Raw genomic sequence first — 24,749 nt, 5'->3', positions numbered from 1 at the left:
CACCACTTTTCAGCGGTGTATCTTCCCTAATTTTTTCTATTTCCGATTACTTCGTTTCGTCTTAAACAATCTCACTAAGTTCGAAACAACTGTTTTCGTTACCGCATAAACTGGCACTGCTAAAATCATTCCGATAATTCCAGCGAAATTACCTACCCCTAAAATTAGAATAATGATCGTTAACGGGTGAATGTTTAATTTCGAGCTCATAATACGTGGAGATATGATGTTACTTTCAAACTGCTGTACTATCGTTACAATGATAATTACGTATAGAGCTTGCATCGGAGAAACGAACAGACCGACAATAACAGCTGGTGCTGCTCCGATAAACGGGCCCAAATTTGGAATAATGTTTGTAAGTGCTGCGATAATCCCTAAAACGAAAGCATACGGTAAACCGATGATTAAATAACCAGTAAATGTAAAGGCACCAATAAACATACAAACGAGCGCTTGCCCTTGAATATATGCAGATAATGTTTCGTTCGTTTCCTTTATGATACGAAGTCCTTCTTCACGGTAAGACTCTGGTAATACACTAACGGCTTTTCCTGGAAATGCATGTCCATCTTTAAACATATAAAATAAAATGAACGGTACTGTAAAAATAACTAATGCCACGTTCGTGATAATACCAAATAAAGCTGTTGCACTCGACGTAAGCGTGTTTGGTATTTCCTTTAAATATTCAATTGCATTTTTCTCAATTGTCTCAATGGAGACGTAGTTTTGTGTAGATAGCCATTCAAATAATCTATGATGGGATAGATCTTGTATGTATACTTTTCCCTCTTTTATATAAGTCGGCATGTTTTTCACTAAATCCATTAGCTGCTGTGAGATGGTTGGAACGACTACTCCAATAGCAACTCCAGTTAATGTGATGATAAAAAGATACAATAGTAAAATCGCTAAACCTCTCGGTACTTTTTTATTCTCCAAAAAGACTAACAATGGATTAAAAATGAAGTATAAAAATAACGCGATTAAAATTGGGAAAAATAATGTTGATATGAAGATACCAATCGGTTGAAATAGAAACGATATTTTTGTGCAAATAAATATAATTCCTACAACCATCAGCACTTCTAATGTCCAAAAGTGCACTTTCGATTTCAAAAAAACATCCTCCTTTAAACTAGCACTTCTTTTCATTGTACCAAAATAAACATGAATTTTACATAATATTTTCCTTTACAATATTCCAAAATACCATTAAATACACTACAATGAGATTACATACAAATTTGTAGGTAAAGGTGATAAATATGACACAATGCATCATTTGCAGAAAAGATACGAAAGAACTTAGTGAACAATATGTCATACCAGAGATATTATGTGGATATTATTTCACAAACTCCATTTGTGATTCCTGTCATGAACATATGACAACAAATGTTGACCGTCCTTTAATTAGGCATAAGCTAAGTCAATATAAGATTGAGCAAATGAAAAAACAAATCGACTCCCCTCTCTATACGAATGAACATGGTGAGGAGCTGGCGGCCGCTGAAACGGATGTTGTTGAAGTAAGTGATGAAATACTTTATTCTAATGCATTAATTATGAAACTATGTAAAAAGCACGATATTTCATTACATAATGAGATTTGGAAAGAAGAGCGTGTAACAAAAGTAGCTAGTTCTATTCAACGTGAATTGCTTTTAGATAACCGTAAATATAAAATGAGTGTATTAAAAATGGCCTATACTTTTGCTGTCCAAACAATTGATGGCTACTTTGACGATTCAGATGCGATTGATATTTCTAACATTCTATTAAATGCCGATTTCATGGAATTAAAGGAAAAGAGTATCGTTCGTGACTTAAGCAAAAGTTCTTTATGGAATACATTAAATACAACGAGCGAAAACCATTACTTTATTTTACTTAGTGATAAAGACGGTCTTTTCTGCTTCATTCGCCTATTTGATATTTTTGATGTTGTTGTTCATTTATCAGAAAAGAGATATAATCTTCCATCACCAATTGTCGGTGTAAATAATGTAGACAAAAAAGGATTTTTGGTGGAAAGTTTAAAACAGTATATGGATGGGCTATTTAAAGAAACTACACGTTCTATTTAATCGCCACCAGAACATACGGTCTCCTTTCTTCATGAAAAGACACTGTGTTATAATGAGTATGAAAAGAACAATACAATCACATAAAACAATTAAAAACTGTATATAAATAAAAAAGACTAGTGTGCGGCTACACACTAGTCCACGTAACTTAGCAGATTGGATTGTTCATTTATCCTATTTGTTTCGTACAAACACAACAACCCACTTTCTATAGGCATAGGTGGGTTGTTATTTTTTGAGCTTGTCAATTAATACGACAATAAACGTTAACAATGCAACGAGAAACAGTCCACCTTGCAGCAGCAACGCAATTTCACTCACGAATTATCACCCCCCTCCTACTTGGAGAAGTGATAATTGAACAACCAACCGCACCTTAAGTTACTATTTAATTTTACCATATTTTCTAATAGTTTACGATGAAAACCCGCAAGTGAAATACTTGCGGGTTTTTTACATTATTTTTTTAAGGCATATGCATCAGCTATCATTTCACCAACAATTTTATTGTCTTGTTCCTTTTCGTCTTTCAATAATGGAAATAATAATTCTGCTACTTCATACGCTTCTTCTAAATGCGGATATCCCGATAAAACAAACGTCTCAATTCCTAACGCTTCATATTCTTTTATCCTTTTCGCTACTGTATGTGGATCTCCTACAAGTGCAGTACCTGCACCACCTCTTACAAGTCCGATGCCAGACCATAAGTTAGGACTTATCTCTAACGAATCCCGTGTTCCTTTATTTAAATGTGTCATCCGTTTTTGACCAACTGAATCATATCTTGCAAATGTCTTTTGGGCAAGCTCAATTGTTTCGTTATCTACATATTGAATTAACTTTTCAGCCTCTTCCCATGCTTCTTCTCCTGTTTCTCTTACAATTATATGTAACCTGATGCCGAATCGTACCGTACGCCCCTTCTCTTCTGCAAGTTTTCTTACTTCGTCTATTTTCTCTTTCACTTGCTTTGGTGGTTCACCCCAAGTTAAATATACATCACTATGTTCAGCAGCCACTTCTTTACCCGCAGCAGACGATCCGCCAAAATAAATTGGTGGATACGGTGTTTGAACTGGAGGAAATACAACTTTACTATCTGTAACTTTAATATGTTTTCCGTCTAAAGATATGCTTTCACCTTGTAATGTTGCTTTCCATACTTTTAAAAATTCATCGGCTGCTTCATATCTTTCATCATGTTCAAGATACAGTCCATCTCCTTGCAGTTCGACCGGGTCTCCTCCAGCTACGACATTTATAAGTAGTCTCCCGTCTGAAATTCTATCAAATGTCGATGTCATTCTTGCTGCAACTGTCGGTGACATAAGTCCTGGTCTAACTGCGACTAAAAATTTTAACTTCTCTGTTTCAGCAGCAAGAGCTGAAGCTAATACCCAAGGGTCTTCACACCCTTGACCAGTTGGAAGTAGAACACCTGTATATCCTAAATAATCAGCTGCTTGCGCAACTTGTTTATAGTAACCGTATTCAGCTGCTCTTCCTCGTTTTGTCGTTCCTAAATATCGACCATCTCCATAAGCCGGAATAAACCATAATATTTCCATACCTTTACACACCCCTTCTTTATTTTGAAATGTCTAGCAAATAACTCTATATTAATTACCGCTAATAATTTATATGTTAATTCCCCGTCTCACCTTTAAAATTATCTCGCCATCTTAAAAACTTCACTTCTAGTAAACGTACAATTGAATCAGAAAACTTTCCAACGAATGCAAAGATAATTATGCCGACAAATACGATGTCTGTATTGGAAAATTGCCTTGCATCCATAATCATATAGCCAATACCTTCTGTAGATCCCATCAGTTCTGCTACTACTAAACTTACCCATGCAACTCCTAAAGATAATCTTGCTCCAAGTAAAAGGTTCGGCAATGCTGCAGGTAAAATTAATTTCGCAATTAATTTTCTTTTACTAAACTCTAACACTCTCGCAACATCATATAACTTTGAATCTACACCTCGTATCCCTAAAAACGCATTTACGTATAAAGGGAAAAATGCACCGTCCGCAATTAATAACACTTTTGATGTTTCGCCAAAACCGAACCATAATACGAATAGAGGCGCAACAGCTAAATGAGGTACAGTTCTTAACATTTGTACAGACGGATCTAAATATTGCTCACTTCTCGTTGAAAATCCAACAATTGTTCCTAAAATAATTCCTAGGCTCCCACCGATAAAGAAACCGGCCGCAGCCCTGAATACACTAATACTTAAATGGCTAAATAATTCCCCTGTTTTTAAAAGTTCTTGAAAAGCTAGAAATATATCTAATGGCGTTGGTAAAACTGTTTTAAAAACAAGACCGAGTACGCCAGCTAACTGCCAAATAATTAGTATGATAATAGGTATAGTAATTGCCCTTATTACTGCTTTCAAATTCGTCTTCCGCACTTTCTTTACCTTGTTTTTCTCAATCGTTATGCTCGTTGGTTTAATAACAGCTTTCGTATCCTCCAATTTACAAAACCTCTTTTCACTTCGCCTTTAATGCTTTTTCTACGAAAGAATTATCTACAACTTTATCTGTCTTAATTTCTTTCTTTATAGAACCGAGCTTATATTGAAAATCCGCTGTCTTTTGTTGTTCCGCTATTATTTCTTTCGTTACTGGAACTAAAATTGGTTTGTCGTGATTAAACACTTCTTTTACAATTTCTGCATCTATCTTCTTTGCAGAAGTGTAAATTTTAATTGCTTCATCTAAATTTGACTCTTGCCAAACTCTTGCTTTTTCATAGACTTTGAGGAATTTCTCAACTAATTCTGGATGATCTTTTGCAAATTTTGTTCGCGCAATTAAAAATTCAGGTGAAGAAACATTTAATGTTTCACCATCCGCGATAACTTTCGCTCCTTTATTTAACGTATGTAACGAAATGAAGGGGTCCCAAATTGCCCATGCATCTACTGATCCTGATTCAAATGCAGGCTGTGCTTCATCTGGTTGCAATTGAATGACATTTACATCTTTCTTATCGATACCTTTTTTATCTAATGCCCGATATAATAAATTAAACGCGCTACTTCCTTTTGCTACTGCAATTTTTTTACCTTTCAATTCTTTTACACTCGTAATCTTGCTATCTTTTTGAACGAGAATTCCAGTTCCTTTTCTCGCATAACTTGTATTAGCAATTTCGGTGAAACCAATACCTGCTGCTTGTGCTGAAATAACTGGGGAGTTTCCAACTTCACCAAAATCTAATCGATTTGATGCGATTGCCTCAAAATAAGGAGGACCGCTTTGGAACTCTGTCCATTTTACTTTAACTCCTTCTTTTTTAAACTCCTCTTCAAACCACCCCTTTTTCTGTGCCAGTAATAGTGGGCTTAATCCTTGTTGTATACCAATTTGTATAGTTACATCTTCCTTCTTACTACTTGCTGTACTTTTCTCACATCCAAATAAAAATAAAGATATAGCTAAAGTAAAAGAAAGCATTTTTATTTTTTTATACATGTATTATCACCATTTTTCCTATATACTCGTTTGAATCAATCCACCTTGTTCAAACTGATGTAACACTTTCGTTCGAAGGTGTTGGAACGATTGAGAGGTTTTATTTCGTGGATAAGGTAAATTATTTTCAATCACTTTATGTATTTCCCCCGGCTTTGCACTCATAATAACGATTCGGTTTGAAAGATAAATTGCTTCGTCTATGTCGTGTGTAACGAATATCATTGTCGTTTTCTTCTGCTCCCAAATGTTTAGTAATACTTCTTGTAAATGACTTCTCGTAAATGCATCGAGTGCTCCGAATGGTTCATCAAGTAATAATACATTTGGATTTCTTAATAAAGCCCTCGCAATCGCAACACGTTGTGACATTCCACCTGATATTTCTTTCGGATAAGATTTTTCAAAGCCATCTAACCGAACGATTTCAATCCATTCTCTCACCTTATCTTTCACATACTTATCCTTTAACAACAAATCTGCAGCGACATTTTCTTCAACTGTTAACCATGGAAAGAGTCTATGCTCTTGAAATATAAATCCTTGTTTCTTACTTGGCTTTAATACTTGCTCTCCATCTATAACAACTTCACCTTCAAAGTCATTGTCTAATCCTGCAACAATTTTTAGTAGAGTGCTTTTTCCACACCCACTCGGACCAATTACAGTAACGAAATCTCCCTTCTCTAATTGAAAATTAATATTTTCTAATACTTTAACGCCTCCTGCTTCTTTCACAAATTTCTTGGATACCCCTTTAATCGAAACTGTCACACATTTACCCTCCTTAATTTGGATCAATTAATTAAGCCATTATGTAACTAATAAAAAAACCAAAGGCATTTCATCAATCGATGAAATGCCTTTGGTTTTTCCAATCAGCAATATGTTATGGAATTAACTACATATTATACAAATATTTCCGATGAGTCAACTAGGTTTTAATGAAGATTATTTATTTCTTATACATTCCTTTAAAGATAGTGACAGTCTCTATAATAATTTTGGAAAGCAACTCTTGAATCATATCTGTTAATGTATGAAGACACCAGATGGTCAGTTATTTGTGTATTTTTTACGATATTAAAATAGGAATCTAAATACTTCCCTTCCGTATCCAGTGAGAATATCACACTGTTTATGCTTTTATGAAAAGACTCGTAAAAACGTTTGGAGCACCATCTTTTCTCACAACCGACAGAGCCCCAATATTACTTTTCGTGTTTAACAAATGAAAAGAACAAGGCTGTTATAAGCGTACAATTCACTATACATTCAAACATTCGAATGTTTTTATAAAACAGGACCATAGGTATGTAAACCGACGTTTTTCCAAACCGCATGATTTCAAAATACGCACCACACTTCCCGTACCTTGAAAAGTATCGGAACTATTCATACCTTATATAAGAAAAGCCGAAATCTGAGATTAGATTTCGGCTTTTCGACATACTACAAGGTGTGCAAGAAATTCAAAGTTACTAAACCATAGTGCCCTGAGAATGCCCTTATGATATTCATGTATTCCAAGGAAAATAAAATATAATGAGTTTACTTTGATTTTTTGCTACATCAAATCGAAATTCATCTCCCACCTCTCGCCTTGCACTCCCTTGAGGAAGGAGAATTCTTTCGGTTAATTCGTTATATTGGCCCGTCAGCAAATCGAAACAGGACGAAACTACCCGCACTAAAAGTTTGTACTGCTCCAGTTGTATTTACACCATTTTCTATAGTTACTGAAGTTGGTGAATTATTAAAAATACTTATTGTAGTGCCAGCAGCATAATTAGCTACTTGTGATATTGTAATCATACCTGCACCATTTGCATTTGAAGCTGGCGCAATAGGAACACCATTAATTGCTATTGCAAAATTAGAATTTGGTGCTGTGCCTACATTAAAGTTCAATTGAGCACTAAGATAATAAAGACCAGGTGTAACTATTGTAAAGGTATCTACGTTATTATAAGTTATTCCATCAACCTGTATATTTGGTCCAGGGGCCGTAGGAAGTACTACAAGACCCCCACTAGCAATTGTTTGCGTATTAATACTACTATTTGCGAATGGTTGTAAAATAGCTGCAACTACTCCAGTTGGTCCCGTCGATCCTGTTGGTCCCGTTGGTCCTGTCGGTCCGGTTGATCCCGTTGGTCCCGTCGATCCTGTTGGTCCCGTTGGTCCTGTTGATCCCGTTGGTCCCGTCGATCCCGTTGGTCCGGTTGATCCCGTTGGTCCCGTCGATCCCGTTGGCCCCGTTGATCCCGTTGGTCCTGTCGGTCCGGTTGATCCCGTTGGTCCCGTCGATCCCGTTGGCCCCATCGATCCCGTTGGTCCTGTCGGCCCAGTTGATCCCGTTGGGCCTGTTGGTCCTGTCGGTCCCGTTGGTCCAGGATCTCCTGTTGGCCCCGTTGGTCCAGCTGGGCCGGTTGGGCCTGTGCAACATGGACCGGTTGGACCGGTTGGACCTACAACAAGAGGCGGAAAAGCACATGGGAAATGACATTTGTGTTTGTCAAATCGCTTCAAAATACTCACCTCGTATTACATGTTTTTACATCTCTCTACATAATAATAATTAAGGGTAAAAGAATGCATGTACAATAAGCGAAAAACCAAAAAACACCATAATTAATTCATTTATCCCCTTATATGTATTAGATCCTCATTCAAAGAATGAAACTCCTTTTATTTTATCGAATACATCTAAGATTGACATAACATCATATTAAAGAAACCTTTGAAACAACAAAAGAGGTACTATTTCGGTACCCCTACTCATTTGTATTTTGATTCACTGCTATTCCTTTGGAAAATAGGATATCTATGTTTTTTGAAATACAAATGCCTCAGACATTTTCTACAGCAGCTGACAAGTTTTGACCAAACAAAATATAAGCTTCGGCGTCAGCGTCATGTATTTCAGTGCTCTGTGAAGTAGAAATATACTCATCAAACGCACGGGTAAGATCTCCCTTCATTATCCAACGAACCGTATGCGGAAAAATAGCTACTAAGTCGGCATTGATATTTTGGAGCAACGGATACTTTGTGAGTAGATTAGCAATTTGCGAGTTAATATTCAATTTTTTTAACGACAAAGGTCGCTTCTTTTTGATATCTAAAAGAAGCAAAAGTAGCTGGTCATCCGGCTTATTTACGGCTTGATAAGCAATAATTTCCATTTCAGTTAACGAAGGATCGTCTACATTACAAGTTTTATACCAAGACTGAAAACGCTCAATAATGCTATTGTAATCTTTTCGTAGAACATATGGGATCATATCAGGAATTTTCAATAGTAAATACTTCAGCGTTTCTTTTTTAATAAATTGAGATAAGTGTGGATATATGGTCACAAGTATTTCAACAGTCATTTCAGCGCTTTTGTAGGCTCGATATTTTTTTTGTGCAAGAAGCCAGTTTATAACTGGCTTACGCAGCTTTAAATCCAGCTCTTCATCAGAAATATCGATTTGTTGGAATAATTCTTTCGTTTTTTTGTGGGTTAATACATCATACAGACTTTGTAGTTTTGCATAGCTCGTCAAGGTTTCTTGAAGTATAACGGTTATCGTGTCGTTTATTCCGTTATAGTAGACAGCATGAATAAACTGGTTGTTCTGTGGGCTGATGAATCCGCACTTATCAATCAGAAATGCACGTGCTGTATCGTCAAGTATACGGTCGCAAGTAATACGAGTAGCATCCAACTGATACGAAGAAGATTGTAGATTCATATAGTATTTATGTAACGAGTCTGCTAGGATACCTACACGTCTGGCATTACGAAAGTTTTCAATTGCAAACAGTGTATCTGCACCGTAGTGCATATCTGGCATACGTGAAAAATCAAATTTTCGTAAAATCGATACTTTGTAAAGTTTGCACCATACTGTCCTCATAAACTGATGATAATCCGAAAAATATGTGTTAAACATTTCTGGTGTATCTAATATGAGGTTTTGACCCAATCTGCGAATAGCAATTAGATCCTTGCTTGTTTCATCGATAAAATCATGTCCACAAGCGGCAACGTCGAGATCGTAATTCGATATAAATTGCACCATGCTCTTCAAGAAGTTCGGTTTATATTCATCGTCCGCATCGAGAAAACAGAAATAATCACTTTCATCGTAATTCTCAATAATTTCTGTCCAGCTGTGCCCTCTTTCATGAACATGATTCTGCTTGTTTCTAAGCGCAATAATACGCGAATCTTTGGAAGCATATTGTTTTATGATTTCTCCTGTTCCATCTGTCGCAGCATTATCCAATAAATACCACACCCAATTCTGCTCAGTTTGGGCAATAACACTTTCAATCGCACGCGCCATCGTTTTTTCCGCATTATATGCATATGTGTAGAAAATACATTTTTTCAAGCAACATCATCCCCTAATCATATAAAAATATTTTTCATGAATTCATGGGGGTTTTTCCCAGCTATTATAGATTATGTGCATTTATACAGAATGTTTCTTTGTCCATAAAGAAGGACTTCTTGTAGTTCCCGAAAAAGCGTGTGCAATTTAAAGCGGCCAGCGTGCAGGCGCTGGCTATATTAATTCGGATGATTCGCATATCTTCTGGCGACCTCATTATATTACTGCCTCTTATGAGCTAGGTAATTCGTCATATATTCTAGTTGCCTTTCAAAGCCCTTAAAGCGGTTTGATGTGATGTTCTCACACATACTTTGCATAAAAGCGAACAAAGATTTTTCAATATCTTCAGCAATTTCCGGTGCGCGTTTTGATAGGTATTCAGCCCTCGTTTGATACATCACCAAATACTCATCGAGTAACTCTGGAGTCATCTGCTTGTTGTGTATAAACGCCGTCATGTTGGACGAGTGCTTCCTGAAATAATACATCGCGATATTCCATACAGCTATTCGCCCCGCCCGCTCAAATACTTTGTAGATAACGTGAATGTCATCCACCAGTACATTATCCGGAAATGAAAGTCCCATCCACAAACTGCGCCTAAAGATCTTGGTCGGCGGCGCGGCGTTGTAAAGCTGACGTTTTAATAGCTCTCGTAATCCCTGCAATCGGTCAAAAACGAACCTCCCATTGCAAACAAAGTATGGCTCTAGCCTATCCCCAAAATCATTATAGCTACCGCACATCGCAATATCGGCATTTTCTTCACGTACAAGGTCGGCGAGAAACGAGAGCATCGATGGCTCGCATCGGTCGTCGTCATCCACAAATACAACATATTCGCCCGTAGCGGCAGCAAGACCGCTGTTACGTCCATACGATGCACCGATGTTTTTCGAAATTGTTAATAGTTTCACCCGCGCATCCACTTCCGCGTAACCAGTACAGAGTTCCGCTGTACCATCGGTTGAACCATTGTTGACTAGAATCAGCTCATAATCACTGAATGTCTGATTCTGCAAGGATTCCAGCATAACTGGCAGATACTGCTCACGGTTGTATGTAAGCAATATAACGCTAATAAATGGCATAGACACCTCTCCAGATGTTAAAATTCAACGAAAAGCAAATCGCTTTCGTCAATACCAAGCTCTATAAACTGTCTCCGAAGTTCTTCCCTCACATTTTGGTATCCAGATACAATCAAGATTGTTATTGGCTTATCGTCAACTATCTTCGTTACAGCGGTAGGGAGGCGAACAGGAACTCCATCAGCTAACATTCCATTTTTTTGTAAATCGTTATCAAAAAAACCAGAAAAAGAAAGGCCACTTGCCTCAAAAGCAGTTTTTAAATATAAACCAATATGGCCGGTTGGAGCAATATATATATTGCCCCCCTTAGCTAAAACTTTCCTGGCTATTTGCTCGATTATGCTACGGTATTGTACCTGCAAACGGGCAAGGCCCACCGTAGCCTCCTCTGATAACAGAGTACTAATTTCAGAACAACCGTTCCTTTCTGGGGGTGTGATTGTATCTTTCAAATCTTTTCGGTTCAAGTAATTATCTATCTCAGCAGCGCTTTCGCTTATTTGTTCATTACTCATGGTGCATAACGCAGCAATGAGTTGGTAGCGAAATTGCTCCATATAGACGTGGACAAAACCGCGCTCTTGTTCCGTTTTTGCCACACGGCGCATCAACAACGACAAGGAGAGCAAAAGCTTGAAGCACTCCGAAATAGCCTTGGATGGAGTTATCCTTGTAATTGATGACGAATGCACACGGTACAAGTAAACCAATGTGTCAACGTAGTGTACCGATTGTGCCGATAGCAAAGTACGGACAGATATATAGACATCATGATAAATATTTGATGGCGTCTTTAAACGTTTTATGGGCACATTATAATGCTCCCGTAATTTTCGTGAAAAAATCAGCCGCCACGTTGCTACATTAAACGGCTGAGCTTCAGTTAAGTATTTAAGAACTTGATCTTTACTTTGACCGTTAATACGATTAGTTTGATAAATTGTATCAGTAAAATTGATGACATTATCCTCTAAAACCGGACTGAATCGTCCGAAAAGCACATCTGGAGCACTGTTTCGTAAAATTTTTACGATTTCCTCATATGCGTCCGGGGCCAACATATCGTCGCCATCTACATAATGTATGTATTGCCCCCGTGCTTTCTTTGTTCCGTATATAACCGCCTTGCCAAAAAGCGGCTCACCAGTTAGCGCGTAATATCGTATCTGTTTATTATGTACTGCGTACTCTCTGCAAATAGCATCGCTCCTGTCAGTAGAGTTGTTATTGACCAAAACGATTTCATAATCATCAAAGGGCTGAATAATGATGCTGTCCAAACACGCGCCAATATAACGCTCTAAATTGTATACACTTACGATAAAGCTTACAAGCGGCCTCTGCCCAGATATCCGCATATTTACACCTCTTTTATGATACCTTTTTCATTATTTCCGTTCATCTCTAAATACCTCAAATACCGTTCTACCCCCGTACGGGTATCCACTGATGGCGTGTAATCCAGTACTGTTTTTATTTTGCTCAAATCCGGACAGCGGCGCTGTGGGCTGTCCGGATTGTAATGTTTGTCTGTATGCTCACTAAATATGATTCTCCCGTTATATCCAAAGATACAATTCCCAAGGGAACGATATATCTCCGCTAATTCCAGAATTGTCATTTCTTCCGTGTCGTTACCGATATTGAAGATATCGTATCGCGCGTACAACGCACATTTCAGTGACGCGAGTGTGGTATCCGAAGCATAACAGAAGGTACGAGTCGCTTTACCGTCGCTGTACAAGACAATCGGTTTATTTTGCAAAATATTCATCGCAAAATCCGCTGGGGCGCGTTTATCATTTGTACGCAGTCCGGGGCCGAAGCTATTGAACGGGCGTAACACCGTCACTGGGAAGCCTTTCTGATAATGAAAATTATAACAGAGCGTTTCGGCGTACCGCTTTGATTCATCATAGCAGGAGCGCGGGCCGGAGCTGTTAACGTTGCCCCAATAGCTTTCTGGCGTTGGCACCATTTTAGGTTCAGGATCGCCATAAATCTCGCTAGTGGAGTAAAACAATAAATTGAAAATGCCTCTGCCACTATAAAAGTCAAGCAGGCGCCGAAGCCCGACAACATCGGCATCCATCGTTTCAATTGGATGCAATCTGTAGTATACGGGAGATGCCAGCGACGCCATATGAAAAATAAGGTCCGCGTCGCCGGCAAACGAAAAATCCTCTCGAGTGACGTCGCCCTCGTGCACCGTAAACAGGGGGGAGCTTTCTATTGCATGAATCCAACTGGGCTTTCTGAAAATATAATTATCAAGCACGTATATGCGTTTCACACCAAGGCTTTGCCCATATTGGGCAAAAAACTGTACCAGCATAAACCCAAGAGAGCCAGCAAAGCCTGTTATTAATATTTTCCTTCCTTTCAAAGCGCTGCGCTCGTACTCTGTTAATCCATCCATGATACGCCGTAAATCATCTAGTAGAATTCTGTTATCCGGCATATTGTTCACCATTCCTTATCTATACCAAATGTTTTGCCACTCCAGTCCAATTAACACTCAATTTTCTAAGAAATATCTGCAATCGACGAAGCATGTATCCGAAAAGGTCTTATCAATTCCTTTAAATTCTTCCCAAGCAGTTACAAGCGCGACCGTGCCGCAAGCTTGGCACACCTCGTGCGCCGACTTGCAATAAGTAATGGCAAGTCTGTACGTGTTTTGAAATTCCCGCATGGCAAGTGGATCATAGGTATAGATATTAACATAACCGTCGCGTATCAACGCCCTGATGATCTTCACCGCTGGGCTATCACGAACGTCATCAGTTCCTGGTTTAAACGACAGACCGAGTATACCGATTTTCTCAGTTTTCTTGCCTGCCGTACGGGCAATTTTCCGAGCAGTCAAGTGCGGCATTTCATTATTAAGAGAAATTACACCTTCCAGTATTCGCGGCGTGAATCCCCGGCTTAATGCTACAGCGTCAAGGGCAGCTGTGTCTTTTGGAAGGCAATACCCACCGTAACCACAGCCTGGATATATGTAGGTACTGATTTCTGCGCCAGCAAACCGGCTGTCCTCATACAGAATGCGAAACGCCCTTGCCGTTTCGATACCGCCAACTGCATCTGCGAGTAGAGCCATCTCATTCGAGTAACTGATTAGCGTTGCAAGTAAGGAGTTTGATAAATATTTAATAAACTCTGCCGTGTTAGGCTCTACAAAATGAAGTGGTGCGCCAAACGGCATATAGAGCTCTGTGAGCACACTCTTTGCCATATCGTCAGTCACACCACAGACAATTCTGTCAGCGTTCATAAAATCATCCCAACACCTACCCTCACGCAAAAACTCCGGGTTTACCACAACTGGATTGTTTGCCCCCTTCGCACGGACATACGGCGTAACTCGTTCGCTAAGCGTTCCCGGTGGAATCGTGGATTTTACGACAAGCACACAGGCTTGGGAAACTGTTTCAAGAACTCTGTCAATTGCAAAGAGCAAATGTTCCAAATCCGCACTACCGTCAGGTAGACTCGGCGTTCCAACGCAGAAAAAACAGATGTCGCTCTTATACGCTGCATCTATTGCACTGTTCACTAAGTTGAATGTTTTTCCAAGATTCCGCGCGAGCGCGGAATCCAATCTCGGCTCGAAAAACGGGACTTTTCCGCGGGATATCTCTGCACAGTGCTCTTTGTCAATGTCATATCCGTACACAGAAAAACCTTTGTCTGCAAAACCGAGCGCAGTGGTCAGTCCGACAAATCCAAGTCCAAATACGGCAATACGCATTTTCTCCTCCTCCTATCCCACATACAATATGGTGTCATAATAGCTATTCTCATGTTCACAGCACACAAATATATAATCATTGCATTGTTTTCAGCAATTCTCGGTATTCCTTGTCTTCAAAATAATAGTCAAGTGAAATATCGAAACGCTATATTCCTCTATACTAGTTACGCTGTAAATAAGTGACGATTCCGCAGTCCCTTTGGCACCAGTGTGACATTTTTTTTGGGGCGGACATCCACCAGTTCATAATTACATATACGGTACTTTATACTATCTCCGCACTATCACCGAAAAGATTGATGCTTTAATCCACCCACACTTTCCACTTTGCATTGTCACTCGCCCAATCCGCTTCAAGTATCCCTTTATCCCGAGCCGTATCCATGCAGGACCAGAATTTGTTATGCTTATATACACCAAGCTTGCCATCCGCGCTCAAACGCTCAAGTGGGCTACGCTCAAAAATCGTTGAATCTCCATCTATATAATCAAAGACTTCGGGTTCCATCACCATGAACCCTGCGTTTATCCAAACACCGTCTTCTTGCGCCTTTTCATGAAACCCAGTTATTGTCCCGTCACGGTCGTTGATGTTAAGAATGCCAAACCGTCCACTTGGTTGAATCGCGGATAATGTGACAATCTTTCCTGAATTTTCGTGCGTCTGCACGAGTTTTGTTAAATTAATGTCACTGACCCCGTCGCCGTAAGTCATCATAAATCGCTCATTGCCGATATAGGGCGCGATGCGCTTAATACGTCCACCAGTCTGTGTGTGTAACCCCGTATCAACAACGGTAACTTTCCACGGCTCCGCAACGTTTGCATGTACAATCATCTTGTTCTCGGCTGTAAAGTCAAATGTCATATCGCTGCGGTGTATGTAATAGTTGGCAAAGTATTCTTTAATCATATGTCCCTTGTAACCGCAACAAATTATGAATTCATTGAAGCCATAATGAGAGTAAATCTTCATAATATGCCATAAAATCGGTGCATCGCCGATCTCTATCATCGGCTTAGGTCGTAAATGCGATTCTTCACTTATGCGAGTGCCAAAACCTCCCGCGAGAATTACTACTTTCATATAAACCTCCATTCCAGCCTTGCCAGCACAAATAGAAATGAAAGAAAACTACCGGGCCACCTAAATAGTTGTATAATTTACTTTTGGGAGAAGATAAACTACAAAACCCAGGAAGGTGCATGCATGCATGCAAGCTATCTTCTCAATTTAAAACAGTGTAAGAATCATAGTTAGTGGGTCTAAGGAACGAAAGCTAATCATAGTTTTAGCTTCTCGTTAAATGTATGATGATTCCGTCAATGTCTGCTCCCTTATACTTTAGTTTAAAGAGAGTTTTTTTATATCCCACTCTGAGCATGTTAATAAAAATAGCGTTGACAGATGTAATGACCGTGAATAGGGGCTTGGTGAGGCCAACGACAAACATTACAAAAGTATGAATGTGGTCAAAGGTCAGCGTGGAACACATAAAATTAGATTCTGCTGATAAATTCAATTATTCTTAAATTATTTCTATGAAATTTTATATATTTTATGCATTCTAGAAATTATACGGACGATCTTCCCTATAACACGCAACTGTATAACTTCCTCTAAAGATTGTTAGTTTTACATCGTTCACAGTCATTGTAAAAGGATACTGTACTTTATGAAATAAAACTATATTTCGCGCTTGCTTTTCTAGTAATGCACAAGTGTGAGCAACTGTTGTAGAAGCATATCAGATTTCCTTTTCTATAATCTAAATTCCTAATGTTCGTAATCTATTCATGTTCTCTGTTTCCCCTTGTATGATTCAGTTCTGCTTTTAATTGCATTCATTTATTATAGTAATTAAAAATTATGATGTTGCTTATTTTGTTAAGTTTGTCAAAACGACAATATAATTTCCATTCATAAAAAAGCTCCTTCTTATCTAGAAGGAGCTTTTCACTAACCGTGATTCATATTTTTTAACTTCTAACGGAAGCTCATTCGTTTTTAACCACTCCACAGCACTACACACAAGTGGAGATGAATTGTCTTCTGTAACGCTTTCTATAGGGATCCATCTCGCTCCTAATGAATCTTGTCCTTCAAATTGTTCAGGTGCTATGAATTCACTTTCGCATTTTTCAACGCCGTAAAGTACTGCGATATGATGTACATGTGTGTACCCCTTGAATTTTGATGGAAATTGAAAGTCAATTGTACCTATTTGTTTTACTACTTTCACTTTCAGCCCAGTCTCTTCTTCAATTTCTCTATGAAGTCCGGATAATAATGATTCTCCATCTTCTAAACTACCACCAGGTAAATCATATCGGTTTTTGTATGGCCTTTAATTTTATCGATTACTAATATGCTATTATTTTCGATACAAATGCCGTATACACCAAACGCACGATGATATTTAGGAGCTTTACTCATGTTTTAACTTTGCCTTAACTACATCATAAAAATTCCGTTCATCATCTACATTTAAGTGAACACGACTTACTGTTTTAGAAAATCCATATATCAACTGCGCTTTAATTGGCTCTTTTAACGTTATTTCAAAAGTTGGAGGTTCCTTTATAAATTCCATAACAGTTGCGTCAAGAACCTTTTTCTCTTCTTCTTTCTTTAAAGGTTCGCCTTTATAAAACGCAATGTTATCAATTTGTGTAAATGGTATGACGATTTTCTTTCCTAATCCAATTTGAATAATTACTTTTTCTTCCGAAACGATAATTGGATTTTTGCGCATCGCTTGTATTTCAGCTAAAAAATAAAACATCGCATATATGTTTAAGATAAGTAAAATCCAAGCTATTACTGGATTCCATTGATGAAGTAAATAATGAAAACCGATACTTTCAACTAAAGTTGCATGAATAATCATGATATAAACACCTATTGCACCGGTCTTTTTATGATATGAGTATGTGAACTCACTTTCTGATACTTTTACATGCCACGATAAAAAAGCATAATAGAATAATTTACACTCTGTAAGAATGATATTTACTGACTTACTTCTTTTCATAGTATCATCAAATGCTTGATCAATCGCATAAGAAAATGAAGAATACTCACTTCTATATTCTTTATATCGTTTTATTATTTTAGGTAGAACCCTAATAATTTTATATATCAGAAACAGTTCAAAACATACGAACAAAATTTCTCCAGCAACTATTACATACGAAACAAATGAAAAAGCTTGTAAATAATCACCAGGAATTATAAATCTTGCGAACACGTATCCCGCTATAACTACAGGAAACATATACGTTAACGAATACCTTTTCCATATAATAAAGAAATATGTGATGACTGGAATTACAAACATAAAATCTAGTAACGAACCAAGCACGACTTCTTTCGGAGCAGCTGGTACAATTGGAAGGGCATACAATAAATAGTTTGACAACATAATTAAAGATACAAGCCCAAACCAAACACCCATTCTCTTCCGGGGTATGGTGACATTCATACGTTCACTCCTCTATTCAAAAACCTCATTTAAATGGTCTTTATAAAATGAAATGGCACGTTCAAATTCTTTTACTTCGTCTACTTTTACGACCGTTTCAAGCAATAATTTCATCGCGGATTCATGATCGTTTACGTTATATTTCGCTAGTGATAAAAACACTTTCATCACGTCATTTTCCGGGAACTTCTTTATCCCTGCTTCTAATACAGTAATCGCTTTATCATACTCCCCTATACAACGATACGTACTGCCAAGACCGATATATGCACCGCAAAGGGATTCACCATCAAGCCCGTTCGCAATTGCCTGTTCATAATACGGAACCGCCTCCGTTTCAAGACCCATTACATCATGTATCCAAGCGCATTGATATAGTACTTCTGCATCCCTCGTAAAGTTTGTTAATCCTATAAGTATCTCTTTAGACTGTGCATATTTCTTTTCATTTCTAAGTTTAATAGCTTGCTTCAATAAATGTTCCATAAAATCCACTCCTCACAAAATGTTCATTATGCATATAACATGTATTACACATTTACGAGCAGCTAATGGCCTATTCCATTGATTCGATTTAATAATCAGTAAGGGAGAAGTTCCCTCACTAATTTAATATTAACTCCATTACATACTATGCGACTGGATCTCTTTCTAAAAGCTTAAATTTACTTAGAAGTGATACGATTACATAAATGCTCTAACATAATGACAATTTCTTTTGCAGTTTCATCTTTCCCATTACATAACTTCACATTACCGTCTTGTCCAATAACATGGTGCACAGCGCCGCGAGAATATAATGAATGTGGTGAATTTGCTACCATTACACTCGCTTTCGCATCTTCCATCCTTTTGCTTGCTCTTTCAATAAGTTCTGCTTCATTTACGTCACTTTCCAGTTTAAAGCCAACGAGTGTCGTTTCTGGATCCCAACTCTTTATTTGTTTTAATACTTTTGGTGCTTTTTGAAAATGAATAATTGGAGCGATGTCACTGGAAATCTTTCCGTTCATATTAAGAATATTTCCATCTTGATCGCAAATTTTTTCGACAACCCAATCTGAGCCAGCAGCAGCCATAATAACCGCATCAACTTTTTCATGTGTAATAATACTTTTCATCTTATCTTGTAAATCAATAATCCCCTCAAATGGATGCAATTCTAATTGGTTATTTACATCCATTGGTTTCTCAGCGAAATAGCCATGCAAATATATTACATTTGCTCCTTTTGTCATTAGCTCTTCTGCAATAATTCTTCCAATTGTACCTTTTGCTAAATTTGTATGTCCACGTACTTGATCCCATTTTTCTAGACAACCGCCGCTCGTAATTAATACTTTTTTCCCCTTCATCATAACCATCCCTTACTGATTTTTCGCACGAAACCACTCTGTTCCAAAGTCAACTGCATCACGTTGCCTCATAAAACGGCAAGTCGCATTCCCTATCTTCCCACGCGTAACTGTTCCTTTCCGTTCGTATTCAACTCCAATTTCTACAAACGTGTCAGAATCGTAATCCATTTCAACGAACTCTTTCCATACTCTTACACCTTCTTCTATTATAGGCGCTCCTACCTTTATTAACTCGCGTGCACCTGTACGTACCTCAGATAAATGTACGGACGTATTGGAGTCATATCCGACACCAAGTAATAATATGTATCCATCTAAATCATATATTTTTCGTAAGGGCGATTCTTCCCCAAAACTTATGGAAAGTGAATGATTCGCTATAATTTCCTCTGCATGTTTCCCCCATGCTGCAAAACTACTGAGCGGATGATTACTGCGCAATACATTCGGATATGTACGAAAACACTCAACTACTTTTCCCATTGCCCTTGTTGGTGTTATACGTGGGTCAAATGCGGGGACATTCTCCCGGATAATTTGCCACCATTCTTCTGGTACAGGTGGTCTTGACCAATGTTTTGGATCGGATAAATCCGAAGATTGCGTTGGCATAATTATCGTTCCTTCTTCTGTAACAACTTTCATTAACGCTTCTACTACGGCAACTGCCCCACCAGATATCCAACCGATCGCACTTAATGAAGAATGAACAATAACTGTCATTCCTTTTTTTATCCCTAATGCGTTTAAATCATTTGTTATTGTTTCGATTGTATTTGGAAGTTTTGTACTCGCCACTATTTCATTCATTTTCACGATCGTTCCCCCATTTTGCTTTAAACTAATACATACATATATTATCATATTTTTCTTAATTTTTAACTTAATCATTTCGATTACTATACTCCTATTGTTCTTATCATATCGGAAACAGTTAAATTATGGTTTATTAATTTGAAATAAATATAGAAAGGTGAACGCAATGAAAAACTTTCAATCTAGCAATCTTAATTTATACTAATTTGAAATAGCCCATCACAAATGATGAGCTATTTATTTTATTCATTCTCTAAATAACAATAAAACCTCTCTACCCCCAGATATTTCTCTCCCAAGCTTTCAATCTTAAAGTTACATTTCTTGTAAAATCCGACTGCCTCTGTATCTGTCTCAGCCTCAATATATGTTAACTCATATTCCCTAATTATTTCTTTAATCATTTGAAGTGCAATTCCTTGATTACGATATTTTTCATCAACGGCTATGTGACACATTCTCGCTCTATTTGTATGAATTAGCGCTATACCTATGCAACCCTTATTCCCATATTTATATAGCACTGCCCGATCATTTTTATACATTGAAACTGCTTTAAATAAGCTTGCTTCACTCGGACCGGTCGCATGCTTTAATACTTTTTTAATGGGATCTATTTCTAAATGCTCAACACGTTGTAACATCCTATCTCCATCCTTTCTCATGAAAAAAGATTAGCTCTTTATTGAAAAAGAGCTAATCTTTTTATGCCGTTATTTTCTCTTCTTTTTTCACAACTACAGCTACATAACTATGAAGTATCATTCCGACAATTACAAGACTCATTCCAACCCACGATAAAGAAGACGGAATTGGAGCCGATAACCAGATCAGCTCTCCTACTAATGCAAATAAAACTTCACCAGACTGTGTCGCCTCGACTGTTGCTAATTTTTGCGGATCATCTTTTACAAGATCTGTCGCAAAGAAGAATAATACTGTTGCAATTAAACCTGAACTAATCGCTACAATAAAACATTGAAAAACTTGACTACTTGACGGTAAACCGCTTGTAGATACTTCATAACCAGAAAGTAAAAACCAAAATGGTAAACTTGCTAATGTCATACCGAGAACTCGTTGGAAAACATCTAATTCGCCCTTACATACTTGCATCATTTTTCTATTTCCAAGTGGATATGCAAATGCTGCAATGAGTACAGGAACTACACATAAAATGGTTTCACGAATCCCTAAAGAAGAAGCGTGTTCTACTTGCATAAGAACAACACCGAATAAAATAATACCTGACATTACTAATTCCTTCATTGGAAGTTTTTTATGTAATGGGTCTACCGCAAAAAATGGTGTTAACAAAATCCCTGCAACTATTGTAATTTGCCAAGTTGAAGCTACAAGCCACCCCGGTCCAAACGCACCCGCGAAACTAAGCGGTGCATAAAAGAGACCAAATCCAACAATACTCCATAACAACCATTCTTTCGGATTGTTTTTCATATATTGAAAGAGTTGTTTTAAGTTCCCTCTATACATGACAATAAGTAGTAGCATTGGAACCATAAAGTAATACCGTAGTGATGCACTCCAAATCCAACTCCCGCCTTCTAAGTCCATCGACCGGTTTAACACAAAGGTAAAGGCAAAGAAAAACGATGCCAATATCCCTACTGCAATAGCTTTCATTATAAAACCCCTTGTTTAGTTTCTTGTTATACTATACAGCAAAATGAATATAATTAAAATTCAAAATCTTTATTATATATGTATTCTTTAAAGAAACAACACCATATATTCGAAATCACTATATACACCATTCATCTTTGTAGCTCTCTTTTCAATTCCATAAGTTTTAAAACCCATTGATTCATATAATTTTTTTGCTGGTTCGTTTGTAGATACAACACCTAAGTTCAACTGCTCAAGTTTTATTTCCCTCGCTCTTTGAATTGCATTTGCAATTAACTCACGCGCCAATCCATTCCGTCTATTTTGTGCATCTACATACATCGCAACGATATGACCTTTATGTTTATACGCCTCTCTCTCTTCTGTTAGTAAAGTGACAACTCCAACTAAATAATTTTCTTCATTAAATGCACCAAATGTACAACTAGTAGTAGCTGTTAAATTACTTTCCACTCGCTTAATAGGATTTTCCTGGCGAATCGCCTCTTCATAAGTTGTTACAAATGCCTCTGGATTTACTTGTAAAGCTTGTAAACGTAAGTCCCAATATTTTTCCGCATCTTCTTTCGTAAGTAATCGAATCATTTACCTATCCCCTTTAGTCGACATAATATTTTTATAATCTATTAAATGAAGATTGATATTCTTCTTTTAACATACTATAACGATAGCGATGAATGAATTTACCATGACGTAATCTATCATTTCTCATTAGTCCTTCACAAACAAATCCTGCTTTTTCATAACTCTTTCTAGCTTGTAAATTATCTTCGTCTACTCGTAGCCATATTTTTTCTAATTCGAATACAGAAAAGCCAATTTGTAACATGCTGTATAGAGCTGCCATTCCATATCCTTTACCCCAATATTCTTTATTTCCAATGGCAATCCCTAGTTCAGCATTTTTATTTGTTTGATCAAAGTTTTTCAGGTCTATCCATCCAATGTGTAGACCTTCCTTTGTAACGATAGCTCGTTGTTCATAACCATTCTCTCGACTTATGCATGCTTCAATCCATCTTCTCGTATCTTCACGAGTGAACGGTGGATATTGATCTGGTACAACTAAATGTTTTGTTACTTCTGTATCTAATGACCATTGATATCGATCTTCTACATCGTATTGTGTCAAATCTCTTAATTGAATGAATGGTACATTCATTTTGGCTATCCCCTTTTCATTTCCCGATAGAAAACCCTTCGAACACTCTTCCTCCATACTGATCTAGCGTTTTTTCTATAAAACTAATTAATTCATTTTTATCTCCTGTTTTATAAAAATGATCAAAAGCTGCTACAAATTGGTTTGCATATTGTTCGTCATATCTTTTTAATACTCTAATAAACCATTTTGAATTTCCAAGCCATTGACCATTTACTTTTAATACATATTCATGTACTAAATCAGCTAATAAATTGGCGATGAACAATTCTTCTTCTCTCTTTGTTGCACCAATGAAATCATCCAAAGTATCCGTAATAAAATATCGCTTCTGTTTCATCATTTCTTCGGTCCATTTTGCTGGTCCTTTATTTAGTAAATCACTCGCTTCTCTTTTTAATTTCTCAACAATTTCATTTTCCCCTTTTAATGCAATCCCCTCTGAAACTAATTGTGGTAACGAAGGTCTCCCGCGGTCACAATCCATTTTTAAAAAAGTTTTATACGTTTCAAAATTATGTACGAATACTTCAACAGGCCAACCATTACTATAGAAAGATTCTCTATAACAAGATGACAAACTTTGGTCGAATATTACAATATCAAGGTCAGATGTTTTCGTAGCCTCTCCTCTAACAACACTTCCCCCTAGTAAAGCAACATCACAATTCGAAAATTGTGATGTAATTATGCTTCGTGCCGCTTCAATTGGTTTCATAATCTTACCCCTTCTTATTTTACTTTCCTTTTTTCAGCTCTTTCTCGTGCCTTTTTAATATATGGTTCTGCATCTGGAGTTTTGCATGACGTTGCGCCATGATCAACTTCTACTTTTCCAATTTTACGTGCAATTTCAATTGCTTGTTTCTCTAAAGCTTCATTTCGAATCCCTATCGCAATTAATGCACTATTCATTGCTTCTCTTTTTCTGTTTTTTTCATTATGTATATGTACTTTAATCACCTCTAAATACGGTAAGAAGAAGCCATCGTCTAACGTTTTATTTTTTATTGCGATATTCGCTAATAATGACCAACCAGCTCTTCCAATCCATTCTTCATCAGACTTCGTCCATTCTTCCATTCTTTCTATCGCGATTGGTGACGTACATATAGCTGTCATAAGAACGTCCATTAAACAATAGTAATCAACATCCTGAACCCATCTATTTAGTTGTTCTGACGTTAGTTTCTTCGGATCTAAAATCATCGTTGCTAATGTCATTGCATCCATATTTTTTGTTGCCCATAATGAAATTGCTAAATCATGATCTTTTTTTATCTTCTTTTTTAACAATTTTAAATTCGCAAAACTAACTCCAAATAACGGCTCTTTCGCTCCGTGGTTTCTATACGTCTTACGAGTTTGTTCCGTCCCATACTCTTCTAGTTGCTGCATTACTTCTTCAAGTAACATATGCCCACCTCTTTTATGTTTTATGTTG

General features: G+C 37.4%; 24 protein-coding genes and 3 pseudogenes. 2 read left to right on the top strand and 25 right to left on the bottom strand.

The genetic code is table 11. From position 1 onward, the window contains the following. Positions 1-36 precede the first annotated feature (36 nt). Positions 37-1,122, bottom strand: a complete 1,086-nt coding sequence (locus SJY24_RS15690) for an AI-2E family transporter (protein ID WP_000837890.1) — start codon at positions 1,120-1,122, stop codon at positions 37-39. Positions 1,123-1,271: 149 nt separating this feature from the next. On the opposite strand from SJY24_RS15690, the gene SJY24_RS15685 reads away from it, so the two are divergent. After that, positions 1,272-2,093, top strand: coding sequence for an HNH endonuclease (locus SJY24_RS15685; protein ID WP_377865342.1), 822 nt, complete (start codon positions 1,272-1,274; stop codon positions 2,091-2,093). A gap of 228 nt (positions 2,094-2,321) precedes the next feature. On the opposite strand, the gene SJY24_RS15680 is transcribed toward SJY24_RS15685, so the two are convergent. From SJY24_RS15680 to SJY24_RS15655, 6 genes and pseudogenes are all read right to left on the bottom strand, one after another. Then, complete coding sequence (locus tag SJY24_RS15680; RefSeq protein WP_001289319.1) at positions 2,322-2,414, bottom strand: putative holin-like toxin; 93 nt, start codon at positions 2,412-2,414, stop codon at positions 2,322-2,324. A 137-nt stretch (positions 2,415-2,551) separates the two neighbouring features. Next, complete coding sequence (ssuD, locus tag SJY24_RS15675; protein WP_377865341.1) at positions 2,552-3,664, bottom strand: FMNH2-dependent alkanesulfonate monooxygenase; 1,113 nt, start codon at positions 3,662-3,664, stop codon at positions 2,552-2,554. A 76-nt stretch (positions 3,665-3,740) separates the two neighbouring features. Continuing rightward, entirely contained in the window at positions 3,741-4,589 is an 849-nt protein-coding gene (locus SJY24_RS15670; protein ID WP_377865340.1) for an ABC transporter permease, read from the bottom strand. A 16-nt stretch (positions 4,590-4,605) separates the two neighbouring features. Further along, positions 4,606-5,592, bottom strand: a complete 987-nt coding sequence (locus SJY24_RS15665) for an aliphatic sulfonate ABC transporter substrate-binding protein (protein WP_377865339.1) — start codon at positions 5,590-5,592, stop codon at positions 4,606-4,608. Positions 5,593-5,610: 18 nt separating this feature from the next. Beyond that, positions 5,611-6,366: an ABC transporter ATP-binding protein gene (locus tag SJY24_RS15660; protein WP_377865338.1), complete on the bottom strand. Its 756-nt coding sequence runs from the start codon at positions 6,364-6,366 to the stop codon at positions 5,611-5,613. 181 nt (positions 6,367-6,547) lie between these two features. After that, positions 6,548-6,710 (bottom strand): annotated as a pseudogene (locus SJY24_RS15655) (ribonuclease FAU-1 family protein); the annotation flags it as partial. Positions 6,711-6,728: 18 nt separating this feature from the next. On the opposite strand from SJY24_RS15655, the pseudogene SJY24_RS32075 reads away from it, so the two are divergent. Then, positions 6,729-7,084 (top strand): annotated as a pseudogene (locus SJY24_RS32075) (DDE-type integrase/transposase/recombinase); the annotation flags it as partial. A gap of 152 nt (positions 7,085-7,236) precedes the next feature. Here SJY24_RS32075 and SJY24_RS15650 read toward each other — a convergent pair. From SJY24_RS15650 to SJY24_RS15565, 18 genes and pseudogenes are all read right to left on the bottom strand, one after another. Next, the gene (locus tag SJY24_RS15650; RefSeq protein WP_377865337.1) at positions 7,237-8,124 is read right to left on the bottom strand and encodes a collagen-like protein; all 888 of its coding nucleotides are present in this window, start codon (positions 8,122-8,124) and stop codon (positions 7,237-7,239) included. 320 nt (positions 8,125-8,444) lie between these two features. After that, positions 8,445-9,980, bottom strand: a complete 1,536-nt coding sequence (locus SJY24_RS15645; protein ID WP_377865335.1) for a glycosyltransferase family 2 protein — start codon at positions 9,978-9,980, stop codon at positions 8,445-8,447. A 221-nt stretch (positions 9,981-10,201) separates the two neighbouring features. Further along, the gene (locus SJY24_RS15640; RefSeq protein ID WP_098417262.1) at positions 10,202-11,074 is read right to left on the bottom strand and encodes a glycosyltransferase family 2 protein; all 873 of its coding nucleotides are present in this window, start codon (positions 11,072-11,074) and stop codon (positions 10,202-10,204) included. A gap of 17 nt (positions 11,075-11,091) precedes the next feature. Beyond that, the gene (locus tag SJY24_RS15635) at positions 11,092-12,435 is read right to left on the bottom strand and encodes a glycosyltransferase family 2 protein (RefSeq protein WP_377865334.1); all 1,344 of its coding nucleotides are present in this window, start codon (positions 12,433-12,435) and stop codon (positions 11,092-11,094) included. Between the two features lie 2 nt (positions 12,436-12,437). Next, positions 12,438-13,538 carry an NAD-dependent epimerase/dehydratase family protein gene (locus SJY24_RS15630; RefSeq protein ID WP_377865333.1) on the bottom strand — a complete coding sequence of 367 codons (1,101 nt, stop codon included), beginning with the start codon at positions 13,536-13,538 and terminating at the stop codon, positions 12,438-12,440. A 57-nt stretch (positions 13,539-13,595) separates the two neighbouring features. After that, positions 13,596-14,834: a UDP-glucose dehydrogenase family protein gene (locus tag SJY24_RS15625; RefSeq protein WP_098216688.1), complete on the bottom strand. Its 1,239-nt coding sequence runs from the start codon at positions 14,832-14,834 to the stop codon at positions 13,596-13,598. Between the two features lie 307 nt (positions 14,835-15,141). Continuing rightward, entirely contained in the window at positions 15,142-15,924 is a 783-nt protein-coding gene (gene rfbF / locus SJY24_RS15620) for a glucose-1-phosphate cytidylyltransferase (protein WP_377865332.1), read from the bottom strand. Positions 15,925-16,780: 856 nt separating this feature from the next. Beyond that, positions 16,781-17,274: pseudogene (locus tag SJY24_RS15615) on the bottom strand (NUDIX hydrolase). Next, entirely contained in the window at positions 17,267-18,322 is a 1,056-nt protein-coding gene (locus SJY24_RS15610) for a hypothetical protein (RefSeq protein WP_377865331.1), read from the bottom strand. The pseudogene SJY24_RS15615 and the gene SJY24_RS15610 overlap by 8 nt, the downstream one beginning before the upstream one ends. A 12-nt stretch (positions 18,323-18,334) precedes the next feature. Next, positions 18,335-18,808, bottom strand: a complete 474-nt coding sequence (locus SJY24_RS15605) for a tetratricopeptide repeat protein (protein WP_377865330.1) — start codon at positions 18,806-18,808, stop codon at positions 18,335-18,337. 179 nt (positions 18,809-18,987) lie between these two features. Beyond that, positions 18,988-19,677 (bottom strand): phosphopantothenoylcysteine decarboxylase domain-containing protein, encoded by a 690-nt coding sequence (locus SJY24_RS15600; protein ID WP_377865329.1) that lies wholly within the window; start codon positions 19,675-19,677, stop codon positions 18,988-18,990. Between the two features lie 12 nt (positions 19,678-19,689). Next, positions 19,690-20,490, bottom strand: coding sequence for an AAC(3) family N-acetyltransferase (locus tag SJY24_RS15595; protein ID WP_377867261.1), 801 nt, complete (start codon positions 20,488-20,490; stop codon positions 19,690-19,692). A gap of 248 nt (positions 20,491-20,738) precedes the next feature. After that, entirely contained in the window at positions 20,739-21,140 is a 402-nt protein-coding gene (locus tag SJY24_RS15590; protein ID WP_377865328.1) for a GNAT family N-acetyltransferase, read from the bottom strand. A gap of 61 nt (positions 21,141-21,201) precedes the next feature. Next, positions 21,202-22,140, bottom strand: a complete 939-nt coding sequence (locus SJY24_RS15585) for a DMT family transporter (protein ID WP_071746297.1) — start codon at positions 22,138-22,140, stop codon at positions 21,202-21,204. Positions 22,141-22,227: 87 nt separating this feature from the next. Then, positions 22,228-22,728 (bottom strand): GNAT family N-acetyltransferase, encoded by a 501-nt coding sequence (locus tag SJY24_RS15580; RefSeq protein ID WP_377865327.1) that lies wholly within the window; start codon positions 22,726-22,728, stop codon positions 22,228-22,230. 31 nt (positions 22,729-22,759) lie between these two features. After that, the gene (locus SJY24_RS15575; protein WP_377865326.1) at positions 22,760-23,305 is read right to left on the bottom strand and encodes a GNAT family N-acetyltransferase; all 546 of its coding nucleotides are present in this window, start codon (positions 23,303-23,305) and stop codon (positions 22,760-22,762) included. Between the two features lie 16 nt (positions 23,306-23,321). Beyond that, positions 23,322-24,023 (bottom strand): nucleotidyltransferase domain-containing protein, encoded by a 702-nt coding sequence (locus tag SJY24_RS15570; RefSeq protein WP_377865325.1) that lies wholly within the window; start codon positions 24,021-24,023, stop codon positions 23,322-23,324. Between the two features lie 14 nt (positions 24,024-24,037). Next, positions 24,038-24,721, bottom strand: a complete 684-nt coding sequence (locus SJY24_RS15565; protein ID WP_377865324.1) for a DNA alkylation repair protein — start codon at positions 24,719-24,721, stop codon at positions 24,038-24,040. Positions 24,722-24,749: the final 28 nt, after the last annotated feature.

The sequence above is a fragment of the Bacillus sp. R86525 genome, assembly GCF_042466195.1.
In the GTDB taxonomy this organism is placed as follows: Bacteria; Bacillota; Bacilli; order Bacillales; family Bacillaceae_G; genus Bacillus_A; species Bacillus_A nitratireducens.
This window is presented reverse-complemented; position numbering and strand designations above follow the sequence as displayed.

Bases quoted from the DNA above. Each gene is read 5' to 3' on its own strand.
- SJY24_RS15580 (WP_377865327.1), bottom strand. From the start codon at position 22,728: ATGATTCGATTACTTACGAAAGAAGATGCGGAAAAATATTGGGACTTA.
- SJY24_RS15570 (WP_377865325.1), bottom strand. From the start codon at position 24,023: ATGAAACCAATTGAAGCGGCACGAAGCATAATTACATCACAATTTTCG.
- SJY24_RS15595 (WP_377867261.1), bottom strand. From the start codon at position 20,490: ATGAATGAAATAGTGGCGAGTACAAAACTTCCAAATACAATCGAAACA.
- ssuD (WP_377865341.1), bottom strand. From the start codon at position 3,664: ATGGAAATATTATGGTTTATTCCGGCTTATGGAGATGGTCGATATTTA.
- rfbF (WP_377865332.1), bottom strand. From the start codon at position 15,924: ATGAAAGTAGTAATTCTCGCGGGAGGTTTTGGCACTCGCATAAGTGAA.
- SJY24_RS15600 (WP_377865329.1), bottom strand. From the start codon at position 19,677: ATGAAGGGGAAAAAAGTATTAATTACGAGCGGCGGTTGTCTAGAAAAA.
- SJY24_RS15575 (WP_377865326.1), bottom strand. From the start codon at position 23,305: ATGAATGTACCATTCATTCAATTAAGAGATTTGACACAATACGATGTA.
- SJY24_RS15640 (WP_098417262.1), bottom strand. From the start codon at position 11,074: ATGCCATTTATTAGCGTTATATTGCTTACATACAACCGTGAGCAGTAT.
- SJY24_RS15630 (WP_377865333.1), bottom strand. From the start codon at position 13,538: ATGCCGGATAACAGAATTCTACTAGATGATTTACGGCGTATCATGGAT.
- SJY24_RS15605 (WP_377865330.1), bottom strand. From the start codon at position 18,808: ATGGAACATTTATTGAAGCAAGCTATTAAACTTAGAAATGAAAAGAAA.
- SJY24_RS15635 (WP_377865334.1), bottom strand. From the start codon at position 12,435: ATGCGGATATCTGGGCAGAGGCCGCTTGTAAGCTTTATCGTAAGTGTA.
- SJY24_RS15625 (WP_098216688.1), bottom strand. From the start codon at position 14,834: ATGCGTATTGCCGTATTTGGACTTGGATTTGTCGGACTGACCACTGCG.
- SJY24_RS15585 (WP_071746297.1), bottom strand. From the start codon at position 22,140: ATGAAAGCTATTGCAGTAGGGATATTGGCATCGTTTTTCTTTGCCTTT.
- SJY24_RS15610 (WP_377865331.1), bottom strand. From the start codon at position 18,322: ATGAATGTCACCATACCCCGGAAGAGAATGGGTGTTTGGTTTGGGCTT.
- SJY24_RS15665 (WP_377865339.1), bottom strand. From the start codon at position 5,592: ATGTATAAAAAAATAAAAATGCTTTCTTTTACTTTAGCTATATCTTTA.
- SJY24_RS15685 (WP_377865342.1), top strand. From the start codon at position 1,272: ATGACACAATGCATCATTTGCAGAAAAGATACGAAAGAACTTAGTGAA.
- SJY24_RS15590 (WP_377865328.1), bottom strand. From the start codon at position 21,140: ATGTTACAACGTGTTGAGCATTTAGAAATAGATCCCATTAAAAAAGTA.
- SJY24_RS15565 (WP_377865324.1), bottom strand. From the start codon at position 24,721: ATGTTACTTGAAGAAGTAATGCAGCAACTAGAAGAGTATGGGACGGAA.